The organism is Acidaminobacter sp., from assembly GCF_030247605.1.
Taxonomy (GTDB): Bacteria; Bacillota; Clostridia; order Peptostreptococcales; family Acidaminobacteraceae; genus Acidaminobacter.
The window spans coordinates 48,124-64,186 of record NZ_JAOTSB010000010.1 but is presented as its reverse complement, the minus strand read 5'-3'; the positions used below and the strand labels follow the sequence as shown (position 1 = coordinate 64,186).

Here is a 16,063-nt window from a genome sequence, read left to right as displayed (position 1 = left end):
AAATAAAAAAGATTATACTATAGGTGGCAAAAATGCGACTGCTTCAGACTGCAGAAGTGACTGCTGGAGGAATAATATGCTGACTGGCATTGGTACAGATTTAATAGAAATTGATAGAATCCGGCGCGCTATATCGCGTCACAGCCGGTTTTTGGAACGGGTATTTACAAGGAATGAACTCGATTTATTTGAATCCCGTGGCATGGACACTGCCAGCATAGCCGCGAATTTTGCCGGTAAAGAAGCTGTACTGAAGGTTTTGGGAACGGGCATAACAGGACTGTCATGGAAGGATATTGAGATTCTGAGAGAGACGTCTGGAAAGCCCTATGTCAGGCTGTCGGGTCCGGCGGCAGCCCTCGCCGAGCACCTGGAAATAGAAGAGATTCTGATTTCGCTTTCCCATTCAAAAACACAAGCTCTGGCTTTCGCAACAGGTCAAAGGAGGTAACATAGAATTATGAGACTCGCTATGAATCATCAGATGCAGCAGATTGACCGAAAGGCCATAGACGAATACGGGATCCCCAGCATTGTCCTCATGGAGAATGCCGGTAAGGTCGTCGTAGATGAAATAATGAAGATGAGAAATGAGTTCCAGAAAGCTGTTATTGTCTGCGGTCCCGGGAACAACGGCGGCGACGGCTTCGTCATTGCGCGCCATCTCTTCAACCTGAACGTACCCGTCAAAGTCTTCGTAGTTGGAGAAGTGTCTGAGCTGAATCACGACTCCATGTTGAACTATTCCATTCTCAAAAAGCTTGAGTTTCAAATAGACGAAATTAAAGATGACGCCAGCATCCTGGCATTTGAGCGTTTTCTGAGGCCAGGGAACCTGATTGTCGACGCCATATTTGGAACGGGCATATCGAGAAGAGTAGAGGGCATTTACGAACGCACCATAGATGCCATTAACGAGATGGCCCATCAAGTGCTGTCCGTAGACCTGCCTTCCGGTATCGACGGCAATACAGGCCACGTTTTGGGCACGGCCATTGATGCGGACAAGACCATTGCGCTGGTCATTTCTAAGGTCGGAAACATTTTGTTTCCAGGTTCAGATTACAACGGTGAGGTCATCATCAAAGGCATAGGCGTGCCGGATGTCATCATTGAAAAGGTCGGCATCAAATACAATTTGATTACAAGCGACATCATCACGCCGCTGATTCCGCATCGAAAGCGCAACTCACATAAAGGCGACTACGGCAAGGGGCAGATCATCGCCGGATCCATCGGTATGGCCGGCGCTGCAATTTTGGCCTGTCGTGCGGCGCTCAGGTCCGGCATGGGACTGCTGAAGCTCTATATCCCCGAAAGTTTGAATACGCTGATCACGACCAGCGTTCCGGAAGTCATCACTGTGCCAATGTCCGAAGTTCGCCGTGGGGTCATAGGCATCAGCAATTTCCAAAAGATTATTGAGGATACCTGCTGGCCGGATGTCATCGCTATTGGTCCCGGATGCGGCGTCAACGCCGAGATTTCAGAGCTTATTAAACGCCTCCTGAATGAATCGGAAGTGCCTATGGTCATTGACGCAGACGGCATCAACGCCCTTTCAAAGAGCCTTCACTGGCTGGAAAACAAAAAGTGCCCGGTGGTTCTAACGCCACATGTCGGAGAAATGTGTCGTCTGACTGGGCTCAGTGCAGAGGAAATCAACGAGGATCCCATCGGGACGGCGGTTCAGTTTTCAAAGACCTGGAAAACCGTAACGGTGCTCAAGGGCGCGCGCACGGTCATCGCAACACCGGATGGCGAAGTTTATGTCAATATCAATGGCAATTCGGGCATGGCCACTGCCGGCAGCGGTGATGTGCTGACCGGCGTCATCACGAGCATGATCGCTCAGGGACTCGATCCAGTAGGCGCCGCTGTGATTGGCGTTTATCTGCATGGCCGGGCCGGGGACCTCATGGTGGCTGAGCGCGGGGAGCATGGTCTGCTTGCGGGCGATTTGGTATTTGGATTGACCAAAGCTATTCGAGAATTGGTAGAGGCTTAGGATCCAGTTAAAACATAACAGGACGCACTACTGGTTAAAATTTCGCTTTACTGCGCAGTCGTCAATAGCGATCCTACTCAGTATCGCTCAATCCAATAAGATGGAGGCATAAATATGATCGATTTAACCCTAATTCCAAGACCCGTTTGGGCGGAAATCAATCTGGAGCACCTGTCACACAACTTGAGAGAAGTCAGACGGCTGACCAGGAAGGATGCCATGGTCATGGCGGTCGTCAAGGCGGATGCCTATGGTCACGGCGCGGTTGAATCCTCCAGGGCACTGCTCGCAGCCGGCGCGGACAGACTTGCTGTCGCGGTTCTCAATGAAGCGCTGCAGCTGCGCCAGGCATTTCCGGAAACGGACATCATGGTGCTGGGCTACACGCCGTCGCATCTTTACGATCAGGTAGCTGCCAACCGCATCATTCAGACCATTTACAGCATGGCCCATGCGAAGCCTCTATCAGAAGCTGCCGTCAGGAATGGCGTGGAGATCCGGGTGCATATCAAGCTCGACACGGGCATGCACCGAATCGGGATGCCTGCCAGTGAAGAGACGATCCGGGAAATTCTCGAGATTTCTAAGCTCCCGGGCCTAATGATTGAAGGGATCTTCACGCACTTTGCCGTTGCTGATGAGGTGGATAAAGCCTACACAATGAAGCAGGTTGAAAAATATAATTTTGTGGTGAAAGGGCTTGAGGCTGGCGGTCTCACGATTCCGATCCATCATGTGTCAAACAGCGCTGCCATCATTGATTTGCCTGAGCTCAACTACAATATGGTGCGGGCGGGGATTATGCTCTACGGCCTCTATCCGTCTCAGGATGTGATAAAAGACCGCGTCGTCCTGAAGCCGGTTATGAGCCTGAAAGCCTGTCTCTCCCATGTCAAGACCCTCGAGGCCGGCAGCGGGATCAGTTATGGGTTGAAATACGTTACTCATGGCGCAGAGGAAATCGCGACAATGCCTCTAGGTTATGCCGATGGTTACACGCGTATGCTCAGCGGAAAAGGTGAAGTTTTATTTAAAGGTCAGCTTAGACCTCTCACCGGCCGAATTTGTATGGACCAGTGCATGTTTGATGTGACCGGCCTTGACGCAAAGTCCGGGGACGTGGCCATTCTCTTTGGCGAAGATGGTGAGGGGAATGCGCTGCCTGTTGAAATCCTCGCAGACAAGCTTGGGACAATCAATTATGAAATGGTCTGTATGATTGACAAACGGGTGCCGAGAGTTTACGTCCGAGGTGGCGAGATCACAGCGGTTAAAGACTATGTGTCTATGATCAGATAGGAAATTTTATCTTATAGGATATTATAGTTACAGATTTCATTTGGTAGTTGTGTTTACATGGCACTGGACTTTACGAACACGTCCGGATGGTGTAAAATAAATTGAATCGATCCCCCAGGTCAGACAGGAGGTGTTCAGAATGAGCGAAGAGGTCATGGGCATGCATGGCAAGAGTCATTGCCTGACAAGACTTGAGTACCCGGAAGATATCATAGATGATATTAAGAACGATCCGGACATCAAATGCTATTATGAAAGCGACTTTGTCGTATGCTTTGACTCACGCGTAGAAAGTCTGCGAAAGCTGCTCGAAGAGAAGGTTTTTGAACTCGAAAGCGGTTATCAGACTATGGCCAGCTTTAATCTGGACTACTGTGAAGTCGGCTTCCGTTGTGACAATTGTACCTATGAGCGTTACGAACACATGCTTGAAGAAGATGAGGACGAAGATGCCTTTTTCTAACGTAAAGCGCGGTGATGTATTTTTCGCTGATTTGAGTCCTGTCGTAGGGTCCGAGCAAGGGGGGCAAAGACCTGTACTGATCATTCAGAACGACGTGGGAAACAAATACAGCCCAACTGTTATTATTTCTGCCATCACAGGCAAAATCAGCAAGGCAAAGCTGCCAACCCACGTGGAAATTTCAAAAGATGAGCTGGGCCTCGTCAAGGATTCTGTTGTACTTCTTGAACAGATCCGTACCATTGACAAGAAGAGACTGATCCAAAAGCTCGGGGCGTTAAGTCCTGAAGTTATGGAAAAGATAGATGTGGCTTTATTGGTCAGCTTAGGACTATATGATATTGGCGGAGGCGTCCGGCGTTAGCTGGAGGCCTCTCACATTGAGATTTTGAATATGGGAATCTCAACCATTTGCAGGGCACGCCAATGCAAGGGTTGTAGGGGGTAAAAAATTGAACAAAGTGATAAAAAATCTGGGACACATGGCACTTGGCGCTATTATGGCGCTTGCGCTTTTTGGAGCGGTTTCAGTCGCGACCTCCGGTGATCCCGGGACATCTACGGATCCGGTTGTGACAAAGAGCTTCGTGGAAAAAAGACTGTCAGAAATTTCAGCGGTGATTGATAAAAAACTTGAGCTGTTGAGCGACCGTGTGGACGACGTTGAAGCCGTCACTGAAACGGGCTCAGGATCAGGTCCGGCAGCACCAGGCGCACCGCCCGCTTTTGCAGTCGTAGAGCTTGCAGATGGAGATCTGGTGACTTTCGGGGAAAACACTCAAGTTATCTTAAGGGGCGGCGCTGCGACGGCCATTGCTGCAGAGAATGATCTGCCTGACGTTACCGGCGGCACAGGTCTCGGGTTAGGTACAAAAGTACCGCTGAATCACCTGATCATCATCCCTAAAAATGACGGTCGCGGCATGAAAATTGTAGATAGAGCCTGGCTCATGATCGCAGGACAATATACCGTCACTAAGGCGGCTCAGTAACCGCGATATTGGGTACTGAATTTAAGTGGAAAGAATCAACCGCCAGATGAGGAGCGTACGGTAAAATGGATAAAACTTTGAAGAAAATAGTGTTGATTATGATGGCCCTGAGCTTGATTGCGACGGGCCTTCTCGACGTGTCCAGAGCAAAAGCAGAACGTCAGGCCAGGAGCGTGGATATAGTCCTGGATTACGATGAGTTTAATGAAATGGCCATTCAGTCCGGAGCGACCTTTGAAAACTGGATGACATTTTTCGCAGAGCTAGGCGTGCGTCACGTGGCATTGAATGAAGAAACAATTAAGAGTCTGAAAGCTCAGGGCAGGGCAGTCTCTTACGCTACACAGCTCGAGTTCATTTCTGAGAGCCATTGGGACCAGGGCTTACCGGCTCAACTGGCATCAGACCTCGCCGGCAGTAAGGCAGACCAATATGATTTAGTGGTGGAGACTTCGGATCCGGAGACTGCGGATTTTATAGAAACCGGCTTGAGCTCAAGATTGGGAAAAAATTTTTATAAGACTTACAGCAGTCCGGAGACAACCTGGTTCGTCATAGATGGCACTGTCGAGCAGGCGCTGTTCGAAACCGGCAGGATCATGACTGGTGCTGACGGCAAAGTCGTTGAGCGGCCGGATGTTTACACAAGCAGTCTTCTCGACCGAATCGGCATTGGCTTTGATCCGGTTAAAATTGAAGCAGTGCGTGCAGGCGGCCTCGAGGTTTTGCCGCGCCCCATCAACAATCCGCTGAATCCAGACCTGGCCCTGGAGGCCTTTGAAGAGGATTTTTTGAGCTATGGCTTTGAGACGACTTATATCATTTACAGCGGTCAGGAAGTCATTGGCTATAATGGGGAAGAGGTGATGTCCCTGGATCGTCTGATTCAGACTCTGGACAGACTTGGATTATCCACCAGCCTGATAGAGGCGGGGAATCAGCTCGGACACGTTGAGACGCGAGGCGGAGAGTATGTCGCGGAGAACAGCCATTATAAGGCGGTTCGGGTGTTCCCGGTCGTCCGTTATATTCAAAAAAGAATTGGCATCTACAATTATGAAGGCTCTGAAGAGATTGAAAATACACTCTACCGAGCGATTACAGAGCGCAACATACGAAGTATCTATATGAGGCCGTTTTTGGAAAATGACCGTGTTTATCTGACAGACCGTAATGAATATGAGAGAATGTTCAATTCACTCGAGACGCGCATTGCGGCTCATGGACTGTCCTTTGGTGATGCTGGCGTTATGGGCTTTAATGCGCCTTCTCTGTCTTTGAAGCTGATTTCAGGCATGGGTCTGGTCGCAGCCGCGGTATGGCTTCTCTCTCAGATGGCAAGCGTGTCATTGCCTGTCGGAGCGGCGCTCGCGGCACTGGGAACCTTGGGGCTCACCGGTGCGCTGTTTGTTGCGCCGAATTTAGCGACAACACTTCTTGGACTTGCATCCAGCCTTATATTCCCTGCGCTGTCCGTCTATATTTTATTGGATCAGCTCAAAAAAATTTATGACACCAGGACGGTCTACAGTCTTACGGGGATTATCAGAAAAGCGGTTTTCCTTTTAATTGTGACTTTTGTCATGTCTTTAGTGGGTGGGTATTATATTGGCGGATTTCTTTCGTCATCCGCCTACCTTCTTGAAATGGATTACTTCAGGGGCGTCAAATTATCGTTGGGTACGCCTGTCGCGGTGGCGGCAATCTTCTATATCCTGAAATTTGGGTATGGCCGCAAGTCTGAGGATCAATCAGCAGTTGAAAAGAGCGGGACCGTTTATTGGAAGGATTTGCTAAGGCTTCTGGATGCCAGCATTAAAATGAAGCATGTGGCCATACTTGGCGCAGCGGCAGTCGTCGCCTATGTTTATATTGCGCGATCCGGCCATGAAACAGACCTTCAGCCGTCAACCCTCGAAATGATTTTCAGAAATACATTGGAACAAATGCTTCTGGCACGGCCTAGAACGAAGGAATTCCTCATGGCATTTCCTGCGGTGATGATGGTGGCTGCAATGGCAGCCAAGAAACGCAAAGCTCTGATTTTGCCGCTTGTTCTCATCGCGTCCCTTGGCTACTCCTCCGTAGTCAATACGTTTTCGCATCTGCGGTCGCCGCTCTATCTGTCCACAGTAAGAGAACTTTATGCCCTTGGCTTTGGCGTCGTACTTGGCGTTGTGGCAGTGGTCATTCTTCTGATTCTGGACAAGTGGCTGGTGGAAGGGTTGTATGCAAAGTGGCAAAGGGGCCGTGACAATGACCAGGCATAATCTTCTGATTTCAGGTTATTATGGATTTGGAAATATTGGTGATGAGGCTATTCTGGATACTATGCTGAAAAGAATCCAAAATGCGGTGCCTGAGGCACAGATTACGGTCTTGTCTGCAAACCCGGAGCGGACTCAGACTTTATACGGCATAAAAGCTGTGAAACGTGCACATCCTTTGAAGGTGTTCAATGCCGTCTTGAAATGTGATACCCTGATCAGTGGCGGCGGGAGCCTGATCCAGGATGTTACAGGCAGACTGAGCATCCATTACTATCTTATGATTCTCCTGGCTGCCAGCTTGCTTGGAAAACGCGTCATGGTCTATAGTCAGGGGATAGGTCCGATCCAGAAGCCATTGAATCGCTTTCTGACAAAATGGATTTTGAATCGAGCGGATGTCATCACTGTGAGGGAAGAAAACTCAAAGACGGATTTGATTCAAATGGGGATACGGCCTGATCGTCTTTTTGTCACGGCGGATCCCGTCATTGACATGGATTGTCCGGGCACAGGTATTGGAGAGACTATTCTTGAAAAAGCCGGTCTCGATTTGCAGTCTCCTGTGAAGCGCGTCGCCTTTGCTTTGAGATCGAAAGATTTCAGGGATCAGCACGCTTTTAATGCCCTTTGCAGTGTTGTAGAAACCCTGTTGGAAAAACAATGTGCTGTAATATTGCTGCCTTTTCATTTTTCAGAGGATCTGGAAGTGATTCAGCGCCTGGAGGCGAAGTTTGGAGGACGGATCCATGCCTTGGTGGAGCGTCATTCCATCCAGGAAATACTGAGCGTGATTCATACCATGGATCTGCTGGTCGGGGTCAGGCTCCATGCATTGATATTTTCTGCAGTAGCGGGGACGCCTCTGATTGCATTATCCTACGATCCTAAAATTGACTATTTTATGAAAGCAATAGGGCAGTCGACCTTTGGCGCAGTGAAAGATTTTGAACCTGAGCAGTTGACCCGAGGCATCTTGGAAAAGCTTGAAAACACAGAAACAGATCGCGCGACTCTCATCTCAGCTGTTGAGGACCTGAAGTCCAGGCTTGACATTAACGAGCGCGAACTTGTGAAATTGCTGGGAGGGAATTAAGAGAATGGCTAGTGAATCGATCAAGATTCTTGGGGTGCGCGTGGACAAGGTCAATCCGGTGGAAGCCTATAACCGGTTTTTACATTTGATGGACAGTCATACCATGTCTATGATTTTTACGCCCAATACTGAAATTGTCATGATGGCACAGCAGGATAAGGCGCTGAGATCAATTCTGCGCGAGGCAGACCTCGTTGTACCGGATGGGATAGGCCTGGTCTATGCCTCCAAGCTTCATAACCTTGGATTGGATGAACGCGTGACAGGGATTGACCTCATGGAGCGTATTCTTAAGTACTGTCATACCACGAAGCGTTCCATCTACATACTGGGCGGGAAACCCGGGGTGGCTGAGCGCGCTATGGAGGCGATCCTGAAGGTGTACCCGAGTATTGAGTCAAAGGGATACCAGGATGGCTATTTTAAGCCGGAGAATGAATTGAAAATCATCGATCGAATTAATGAGCTCAAGCCGGACATTCTCTTCGTTGCCATGGGTGCGCCTAAACAGGAGAAATGGATCTACAAGCACAGAAAAATCCTCAATGTCAAAGTCGCTATGGGCGTCGGCGGCAGTGTGGATGTCTGGGCGGGAACGGCCAAGCGGGCTCCGGTCTTTTTCCAAAAGGCCAATTTGGAATGGCTTTACCGTCTGTTAAAAAATCCGAGCCGGGTTGGCCGGATGATGGCGCTTCCAAAGTTCATGTTCAAAGTTCTGTTGAGCAGAGATTTCAGCAAAGATTATGCGCCAAAAGCAGAAGATGGCATCAATGGCGGGAACTCAGAAGCTTCAGTTTCGGCTTCTCCGGATAAACACGCCAGCAACTGATAGTATTTACACAATAACTGAAAAACAGGAGGTACTGAAGTGTCGCACCGCAACATTGCACTTGAAACGACTGCGCGTCAGATCCGCAGGGATATAATTGAGATGACGCATGCCGCCAAATCGGGTCACCCCGGCGGATCTTTATCTGCCGTTGAGATCCTGACGACGCTCTATTTTGATGAAATGAAAATCGATCCCGCTGAGCCGAAGCTTGCGGACAGGGATCTGTTTGTCCTTTCCAAGGGACACGCGGCACCTGTTCTCTATGCTGCGCTGGCTAGACGGGGCTATTTTAATCCTGAAGAACTCATCACGCTGAGACAGCTTGGCTCAAAACTCCAAGGGCATCCTGACATGAAGAATATCCCAGGCGTCGAAATGTCTACAGGCTCCCTCGGACAAGGTTTTTCAACTGCCGTTGGCATGGCATTGTCCACAAGAGTCACCGGTTCCAAGAGCCGCGTTTACGCGCTGCTTGGAGACGGGGAGCTCAATGAAGGATTGATTTGGGAGGCAGCAATGGCCGGAGCCCACTATAAACTTTCCAACCTCGTAGCTATTCTTGATTTCAACGGCCTTCAAATTGATGGCACCAACGACGAAGTCATGGCTGTTTCGCCTGTGGATCAGAAATTCAAGAGTTTTGGATGGAATGTGCTGACCGCTGACGGCCACGATTTTGATGATCTGAAGCGCGTCTTTGCTGAGGCGAAGACTTGCGGGAACGCCCCTACGGTCATTCTGGCGAAGACGGTTAAGGGCAAAGGTGTCTCTTTTATGGAAAACCAGGTCGGCTGGCACGGCAAAGCGCCATCCGCAGAGGAAAGAGCACGCGCAATTGAAGAGTTAGGAGGTGCTGATCATGTCTAATCCTTCAGCACAGAAAAAAATGGCGACACGTGAAGCTTATGGAGAAATTTTGGCAGAGCTCGGCGAAAAATACCCTGAGATTGTCGCGCTGGACGCGGATCTTTCAAAATCTACAAAAACAGATGTTTTTGCCAAGAAGTTTCCGGACCGTTTTTTTGACATGGGCATAGCGGAGCAGAATATGATGGGTGTCGCTGCCGGAATGGCGGCCGCCGGTCTGAAGCCGTTCGCAAGTACGTTTGCCATGTTTGCGGCGGGACGTGCTTTTGAGATCATTCGCAATTCTATTTGTTATCCAAATTTGAACGTGCGCATCTGCGCGACCCACGCCGGGATTACTGTCGGCGAAGACGGGGCGTCACATCAAGCTATTGAAGATCTCGCACTGATGCGGGCACTGCCGAATATGACGGTGATCCAACCATCGGACGGTGTTTCTGCAAAGGCACTGATAGAAGCCAGTTTGGAGGTCAAGGGTCCGGTTTATGTACGACTCGGGCGTGCAGCGGTGCCAATGCTCTACCCGGCGGATACGACTTTTGAGATTGGCAAGGCAATGACGCTGCGTGACGGGTTCGACGTTGCTTTGATTGCGACGGGCATTATGGTCAACGAAGCCATGAAGGCTGCGGAAATTTTGGCCGAGAAGAACATCACAGTCCGGGTGATTGATGTGCACACCCTGAAGCCAGTCGATTCTGAGGCGATCCTGAAAGCAGCGGCTGAGACTCAATTGATTGTAACGGCAGAGGAGCACAGCATCATTGGCGGGCTTGGATCCGCTGTCGCTGAGGTGACAGCTGAAGGCTGCCCGGTCAAAGTGGTTCGGCTTGGCATTATGGATACCTTTGGGGAATCTGGGACACCGGAGGCGCTCATGAAAAAGTATGGCCTCACTTCAGACCATATCGTTGAGGTCGTTTTGAAAAATTTGAAGTAGTTGTAAGGACGGATAAAGTCATTAAAAAGGAGAGGAGCGGATGAATAAATCCGTTTCTCTCCTTTTTCACTTAGAAAAGTGGAAGGCGTCTGACACCGCCTTCTCCGACACCGCCTTCTCAATTGAAGAGGAAAACGGGACATGAAACCGCATTGCTTCCCTGGCGCTGCAATCATTTTTTGGAAGAAGGTGTCAACGGCCTTAAGCCTATCGCGATCTTCACACACTTTTTTGCTAATTTTATAAAAAATTATGACGATTCTGTAAAAAAGTCGTCTTTCTTGTGTTGACAATCAATTGTTCATTCAGTATAATCCATTTAATACCTGATAAGAGCGTTGAAGGAGAGCTTCAGCGGCAAGATCCTTTCAGAGAGTCCGTCACTTGGTGTGAGACGGGTAAGGGTCGCCGGTGGAACATCGCTCCGGAGCTTCCGGCTCGAACTAACAGTAGACCGGTACGGCTGTCCCCGTTAAAAGACTGGAATTCGCGACGTCGTGCGCCGATTCGAAGAGGCGGTTTAAAACCGTAAAGTAGAGTGGTACCATGGGGAATCCCCCATCTCTACGAGCTGATTGAGCTCGTGGTGGTGGAGGGTCTTTTTTTATACCCGGAACACGCCGACGAAAATAAGACAGGAGGTTATTAAAATGACGAAGAAACTTCATGCCAAAGTCGATCATGGTGTAGATGGACTCATTCGCGTCCTTAGTACATTGAGAAGAAGAGAGTTCGACGTCGTCGGCGTCGAAATGGAAGAGCACGAAGGTGCTCTTTGGATCACACTCGATGCGCCGGACCAAACAACAGACCGTGCGCTGGAACATGTCAGAAAACTCTATGGCGTCCATGACGTCCGCTGGGTTCGATAAAAAGGAGGATATATTAAAATGGCAAAGATGTATTACGAAAACGAAATTTCCAAAGAAGCACTCGCAGGTCAAACAGTCGCCGTCATTGGCTATGGCAGCCAAGGCCGCGCTCACGCCATGAACCTAAAAGAGAGCGGATTTGATGTCGTGGTTGGTCTCTATGAAGGCAGCCCGTCCGTCAAGCGCGCTGAGTCAGATGGGCTCAAAGCTGTCAGTGTTTCAGAAGCAGCACGTGTCGCAAACGTTGTCATGATTCTCGTTCCTGACGAGCGCCAGAAGAAGGTTTATGACGAGCATATTGCGCAGCACATCACAGCCGGGAAATCTCTCGTTTTCGCTCACGGCTTCAGCATCCACTTTGGACAAATTGTACCACCTGCTGATGTTGATGTTTTCATGATCGCACCTAAAGGACCTGGCCACCTGGTCAGAAGAGTCTACGAAGAAGGTCGCGGCGTTCCTGCGCTTGTTGCAGTTTACCAGAATGCAACCGGCAAAGCCCTCGACAAAGCCCTTGCTTATGCGGCCGGCATTGGCGCTGCAAGAGCAGGCGTTCTTGAGACGACTTTCAAAGAAGAAACTGAAACAGACCTCTTTGGTGAGCAGGCAGTTCTTTGCGGCGGCGCGACTGAGCTCGTCAAAGCTGGATTTGACACACTCGTAGAAGCCGGTTATCAAAAGGAAATTGCATACTTCGAGTGTCTCCATGAACTCAAGCTCATCGTTGACCTTCTTTATGAGGGCGGCTTTGAAAATATGCGTTTCAGCGTCAGCGACACGGCTGAGTATGGCGATTACATGATTGGCAAGCGCATCATTAACGATGCAGCTCGCGCTGAAATGAAGAAAGTTCTTGCTGAAATCCAAAGCGGCCAATTCGCTAAAGCATGGATCGAAGAAAACGAAAAAGGCCGTCCGATTTTCAATAAAATTAAAGCTGCTGAACTTGAGCACCCGATTGTCGAAACAGGCAAGAATCTGCGTTCTATGATGTCGTGGATCAGACAGTCGGAGGTGAAATAAAGTGAAGAGCTCCGCTATGAAGAGCGGTGTGGAGAGAGCGCCACACCGCTCTCTTCTCAAAGCCCTTGGCCTCACCAACGAGCAGATCGAGCGTCCGCTCGTCGGCATTCTTCATGGCCATAACGAAATCGTTCCTGGACATACACACCTCGACAAGCTGGTCCTGGCAGTCAAAGAAGGCGTTCTGATGAACGGCGGCATGCCTATTGCTGCGCCTTTCATCGCTGTATGCGACGGCATAGCCATGGGACACAGAGGCATGAGATACAGCCTTCCAAGCCGTGAACTGATTGCTGACTCCATTGAAACCATGGTGATCGCCCACGCCTTTGATGCTCTCGTCATCATTCCAAACTGCGACAAGACGGTACCTGCGGCCCTGATGGCTGCAGCCAGACTGGACATCCCAACTGTCATCGTCAGCGGCGGCGCGATGCTTGCCGGCAAGACTAAAGACAAAGTAACTGACTTGACGACCGTTTTCGAAGGTGTTGGCCGACACTCCCAAGGGAGCATGAGCGACGAGGAGATCGATGATCTCGAAAACAGCGCCTGCCCGACTTGCGGCTCTTGCTCGGGTATGTTCACCGCGAACTCCATGAACTGCCTTACAGAGGCTCTGGGCATGGGACTCTCTGGAAACGGCACTATTCCGGCAGTCTACGCAGATCGCACGCGACTTGCGAAGATGGCTGGCGCAGCAGTCATGAACCTGTTCCAGGAGAATAAGACTCCGAGCCAGATCATGACACCGCAAGCCTTTGAAAATGCCCTTGCAGTCGATATGGCCCTTGGCGGCTCCAGCAACACTATTCTCCACTTGACTGCAATAGCGGCTGAATTTGATTTCATTCTTGATCTCCGGCGTGTGGACGAGATCAGCAAAACAACACCAAACCTCTGCAGATTAAGCCCTGCAGGCCCTTACCATATCGAAGACCTTCACGATGCCGGCGGCATCAGCACGGTGATCAAAGCCCTTGGGGCAATTGGCCGTTTTGATCTAACCCAGCAAACGGTGGACGGGACCTTTGAAACGAGAGTCGCAAGAGCCAAATTGCCGGATGGGAAGGTCATCGCTAAAACAGATGCTCCTTATTCTGAGCAGGGCGGCATAAAAATCCTGTTTGGCAATATTGCGCCGGAAGGCGCAGTTGTGAAACAATCGGCAGTCTCTCCAAAAATGAGAAAATTTGAAGGGCGTGCCAGAGTTTTCGAATCCGAGGAAAACGCTACAGCGGCACTGCTTTCAGGCAAGATTGAAAAAGGCGATATAATCGTCATCCGCTATGAAGGTCCAAAGGGCGGCCCGGGCATGCGCGAAATGCTGGCGCCTACCTCGACCCTCAGCGGGCTCGGCCTGGACGAGCATGTGGCATTGCTGACGGATGGCCGCTTCTCGGGCGCAACCCGTGGCGGCGCTATTGGCCACATTTCACCTGAAGCCTACGAAGGCGGTCCAATCGCTTTTGTCGCTGAAGGCGATACCATCTCCTTTGACCTCGACAAAGGCACCTTGAATGTCGACGTCGAGCCTGAAGTTTGGGAGGCGCGCAAGGCAAACTGGTCTGCTCCGGAAAAACCGGTCACCGGATATCTCAAAAAATACAGGGCAAGCGTCACCTCTGCATCCAAGGGCGCGATTTGCCGTTAGGAGGAACCGCTTGTGAATGGCGCGGAAGCTATAATCAAAACTCTCATTGACGCTGGCGTGGGAACGGTCTTCGGTTACCCCGGCGGCGCCGTCATACCGCTCTATCACGAGCTGTATAAATATCAGGATCAAATTCATCATATCCGCCTCACCCACGAGCAGCATGTCGTGCATGCGGCCGATGGTTATGCAAGAGCCACCGGAAATGTGGGTGTCTGTTTTGTGACTTCAGGACCGGGCGCGACAAATACCGTCACGGGCATTGCCACGGCATTTATCGATTCCATTCCGTTGGTCGTTCTCGCAGGTCAGGTACCAAGCGGACTGCTGGGGCTGGATTCCTTCCAGGAGATCGACATCACCGGTATTACCATGTCCATCACCAAGCACAATGTGCTGGTGCGCTCCATGAAGGATTTGATTCCGACTTTAATTGAAGCCATGGAAATTGCGGTTTCGGGCAGACCCGGTCCGGTGCTCGTCGATATTCCGAAAGATTTCTTCCTTTCGGAGTGGACACCGGAAATGTCCAGAGAGCTTCGCAAGACTCATGAAACACTGCACGGCCTGGATGAAGCTCAGCTTGATCAGGTTGCCGCATTGTTCGAAAAAGCCCAGCGTCCGCTGATCTATGCCGGCGGAGGTGTCAGATTGTCCGGCAGTGAGCCGGAGTTAAAATTGCTGGCGGAATCCCTCGATGCCCCTGTGCTCAATACGTTGATGGGCCTTGGAAATTTCCCCAGAAACCATCTGCTTTCCTTTGGCCTTGCCGGTATGCACGGTTCTAAGATCGCCAACCGGATGATGAATGAAGCAGATGTGATCCTGACCATAGGCGCGAGATTCAGCGACCGGGTGATCGGAGATCCGTCCAAGTTTGCGCAGCAGGCAAAAATAATTCATCTGGATGTCGACAAGACTGAAATTGATAAAAATATTCCTGTGGCACTGTCGCTGGTCGGAGATGTCAAAACCATGATCCGCCAGATCGCAGAACGACTGGGCGTGCGACGTCATGAAACCTGGCTGAAGGAAATCTCGAATTACGAAAAACCGGTATTCAAGAATAAATACGCTTTGACGCCTCAAACCGTATTTGGCGCACTGAATGAGCGCATGGATGAAAATACGCTCTTTGCGACAGATGTCGGTCAGCATCAAATGTGGGCAGCCCAGTATCTCGAGTTTCAGGGCATCAGAAACTGGGTGACCTCAGGCGGACTCGGCACAATGGGCTTCGGTCTGGGTGCCGCGATAGGCGCTAAAGTTGCCTGCCCTCACAAAAAAGTTTATCTGATCACCGGTGACGGCAGCTTCAGGATGAACATGAACGAGCTGGCGTCCCTGGCAGAGCATGGCATAAAAGTGGACATCATTCTCTTCAAAAACAATGCCCTCGGCATGGTCCGACAATGGCAGAAAATGTTCCAGAGCGGGGTTTACAGCGAAACGGACATTAAGGACATCATTGATTTTGAGAAACTGGCCAGTGCATTTGGATTAAAGGGAAAAGTGGTATATACGCCTGAGGCATTTTCGGAGGCCGTGGATGCTGCTGCTTTAGATTCGGCAGCCAATTTGATTGTCGTTGAACTGAATACCAACATCAATGTTCTACCAATCATCCCTCCCGGCAAGTCCATCTCAGACTCCATAGAAGACTGGGAAGAAGCGGACCTGGTACCGCCTGCCGACAGTCTTTAATTTGAGGTTGATAAATTAATAAGCATTGTATGGAAGAAACAACAAG

15 protein-coding genes and 1 other annotated feature are annotated in these 16,063 nt (G+C 50.2%); all 15 genes read left to right on the top strand.

The annotated features are described in order from the left end of the window. Positions 1-76 precede the first annotated feature (76 nt). The 15 genes from acpS (at position 77) to ilvB (ending at position 16,017) form a co-directional block, all read left to right on the top strand. Positions 77-451, top strand: coding sequence for a holo-ACP synthase (acpS, locus tag OEL90_RS06770; RefSeq protein WP_291403930.1), 375 nt, complete (start codon positions 77-79; stop codon positions 449-451). 9 nt (positions 452-460) lie between these two features. Next, positions 461-2,008, top strand: coding sequence for an NAD(P)H-hydrate dehydratase (locus tag OEL90_RS06765; RefSeq protein WP_291403928.1), 1,548 nt, complete (start codon positions 461-463; stop codon positions 2,006-2,008). Between the two features lie 114 nt (positions 2,009-2,122). Continuing rightward, positions 2,123-3,307, top strand: a complete 1,185-nt coding sequence (gene alr, locus OEL90_RS06760) for an alanine racemase (protein ID WP_291403926.1) — start codon at positions 2,123-2,125, stop codon at positions 3,305-3,307. A gap of 139 nt (positions 3,308-3,446) precedes the next feature. Further along, entirely contained in the window at positions 3,447-3,770 is a 324-nt protein-coding gene (locus OEL90_RS06755; RefSeq protein WP_291403924.1) for a hypothetical protein, read from the top strand. Beyond that, positions 3,757-4,134, top strand: a complete 378-nt coding sequence (locus OEL90_RS06750; protein ID WP_291403922.1) for a type II toxin-antitoxin system PemK/MazF family toxin — start codon at positions 3,757-3,759, stop codon at positions 4,132-4,134. Before OEL90_RS06755 ends, OEL90_RS06750 begins: the two co-directional genes overlap by 14 nt. 88 nt (positions 4,135-4,222) lie before the next feature. Further along, on the top strand, positions 4,223-4,762 hold the full coding sequence (locus OEL90_RS06745) for a hypothetical protein (RefSeq protein ID WP_291403920.1): 540 nt from the start codon (positions 4,223-4,225) through the stop codon (positions 4,760-4,762). Positions 4,763-4,827: 65 nt separating this feature from the next. Then, the gene (locus OEL90_RS06740) at positions 4,828-7,032 is read left to right on the top strand and encodes a DUF5693 family protein (protein WP_291403918.1); all 2,205 of its coding nucleotides are present in this window, start codon (positions 4,828-4,830) and stop codon (positions 7,030-7,032) included. After that, the gene (gene csaB, locus OEL90_RS06735; protein WP_291403916.1) at positions 7,019-8,125 is read left to right on the top strand and encodes a polysaccharide pyruvyl transferase CsaB; all 1,107 of its coding nucleotides are present in this window, start codon (positions 7,019-7,021) and stop codon (positions 8,123-8,125) included. The genes OEL90_RS06740 and csaB overlap by 14 nt, the downstream gene beginning before the upstream one ends. A 4-nt stretch (positions 8,126-8,129) precedes the next feature. Next, entirely contained in the window at positions 8,130-8,954 is an 825-nt protein-coding gene (locus tag OEL90_RS06730; protein ID WP_291403914.1) for a WecB/TagA/CpsF family glycosyltransferase, read from the top strand. Between the two features lie 39 nt (positions 8,955-8,993). Then, positions 8,994-9,824, top strand: a complete 831-nt coding sequence (locus tag OEL90_RS06725) for a transketolase (RefSeq protein WP_291403912.1) — start codon at positions 8,994-8,996, stop codon at positions 9,822-9,824. Further along, on the top strand, positions 9,817-10,764 hold the full coding sequence (locus OEL90_RS06720; RefSeq protein WP_291403910.1) for a transketolase family protein: 948 nt from the start codon (positions 9,817-9,819) through the stop codon (positions 10,762-10,764). Before OEL90_RS06725 ends, OEL90_RS06720 begins: the two co-directional genes overlap by 8 nt. 329 nt (positions 10,765-11,093) lie before the next feature. Then, positions 11,094-11,333, top strand: a binding site (T-box leader). A gap of 81 nt (positions 11,334-11,414) precedes the next feature. Further along, positions 11,415-11,636 (top strand): ACT domain-containing protein, encoded by a 222-nt coding sequence (locus OEL90_RS06715; protein WP_291403908.1) that lies wholly within the window; start codon positions 11,415-11,417, stop codon positions 11,634-11,636. A gap of 18 nt (positions 11,637-11,654) precedes the next feature. Then, positions 11,655-12,659, top strand: coding sequence for a ketol-acid reductoisomerase (gene ilvC, locus OEL90_RS06710; protein ID WP_291403906.1), 1,005 nt, complete (start codon positions 11,655-11,657; stop codon positions 12,657-12,659). Position 12,660: 1 nt separating this feature from the next. Beyond that, positions 12,661-14,313 carry a dihydroxy-acid dehydratase gene (ilvD, locus tag OEL90_RS06705; RefSeq protein ID WP_291403904.1) on the top strand — a complete coding sequence of 551 codons (1,653 nt, stop codon included), beginning with the start codon at positions 12,661-12,663 and terminating at the stop codon, positions 14,311-14,313. A 12-nt stretch (positions 14,314-14,325) separates the two neighbouring features. Next, complete coding sequence (ilvB, locus tag OEL90_RS06700) at positions 14,326-16,017, top strand: biosynthetic-type acetolactate synthase large subunit (protein WP_291403902.1); 1,692 nt, start codon at positions 14,326-14,328, stop codon at positions 16,015-16,017. Positions 16,018-16,063: the final 46 nt, after the last annotated feature.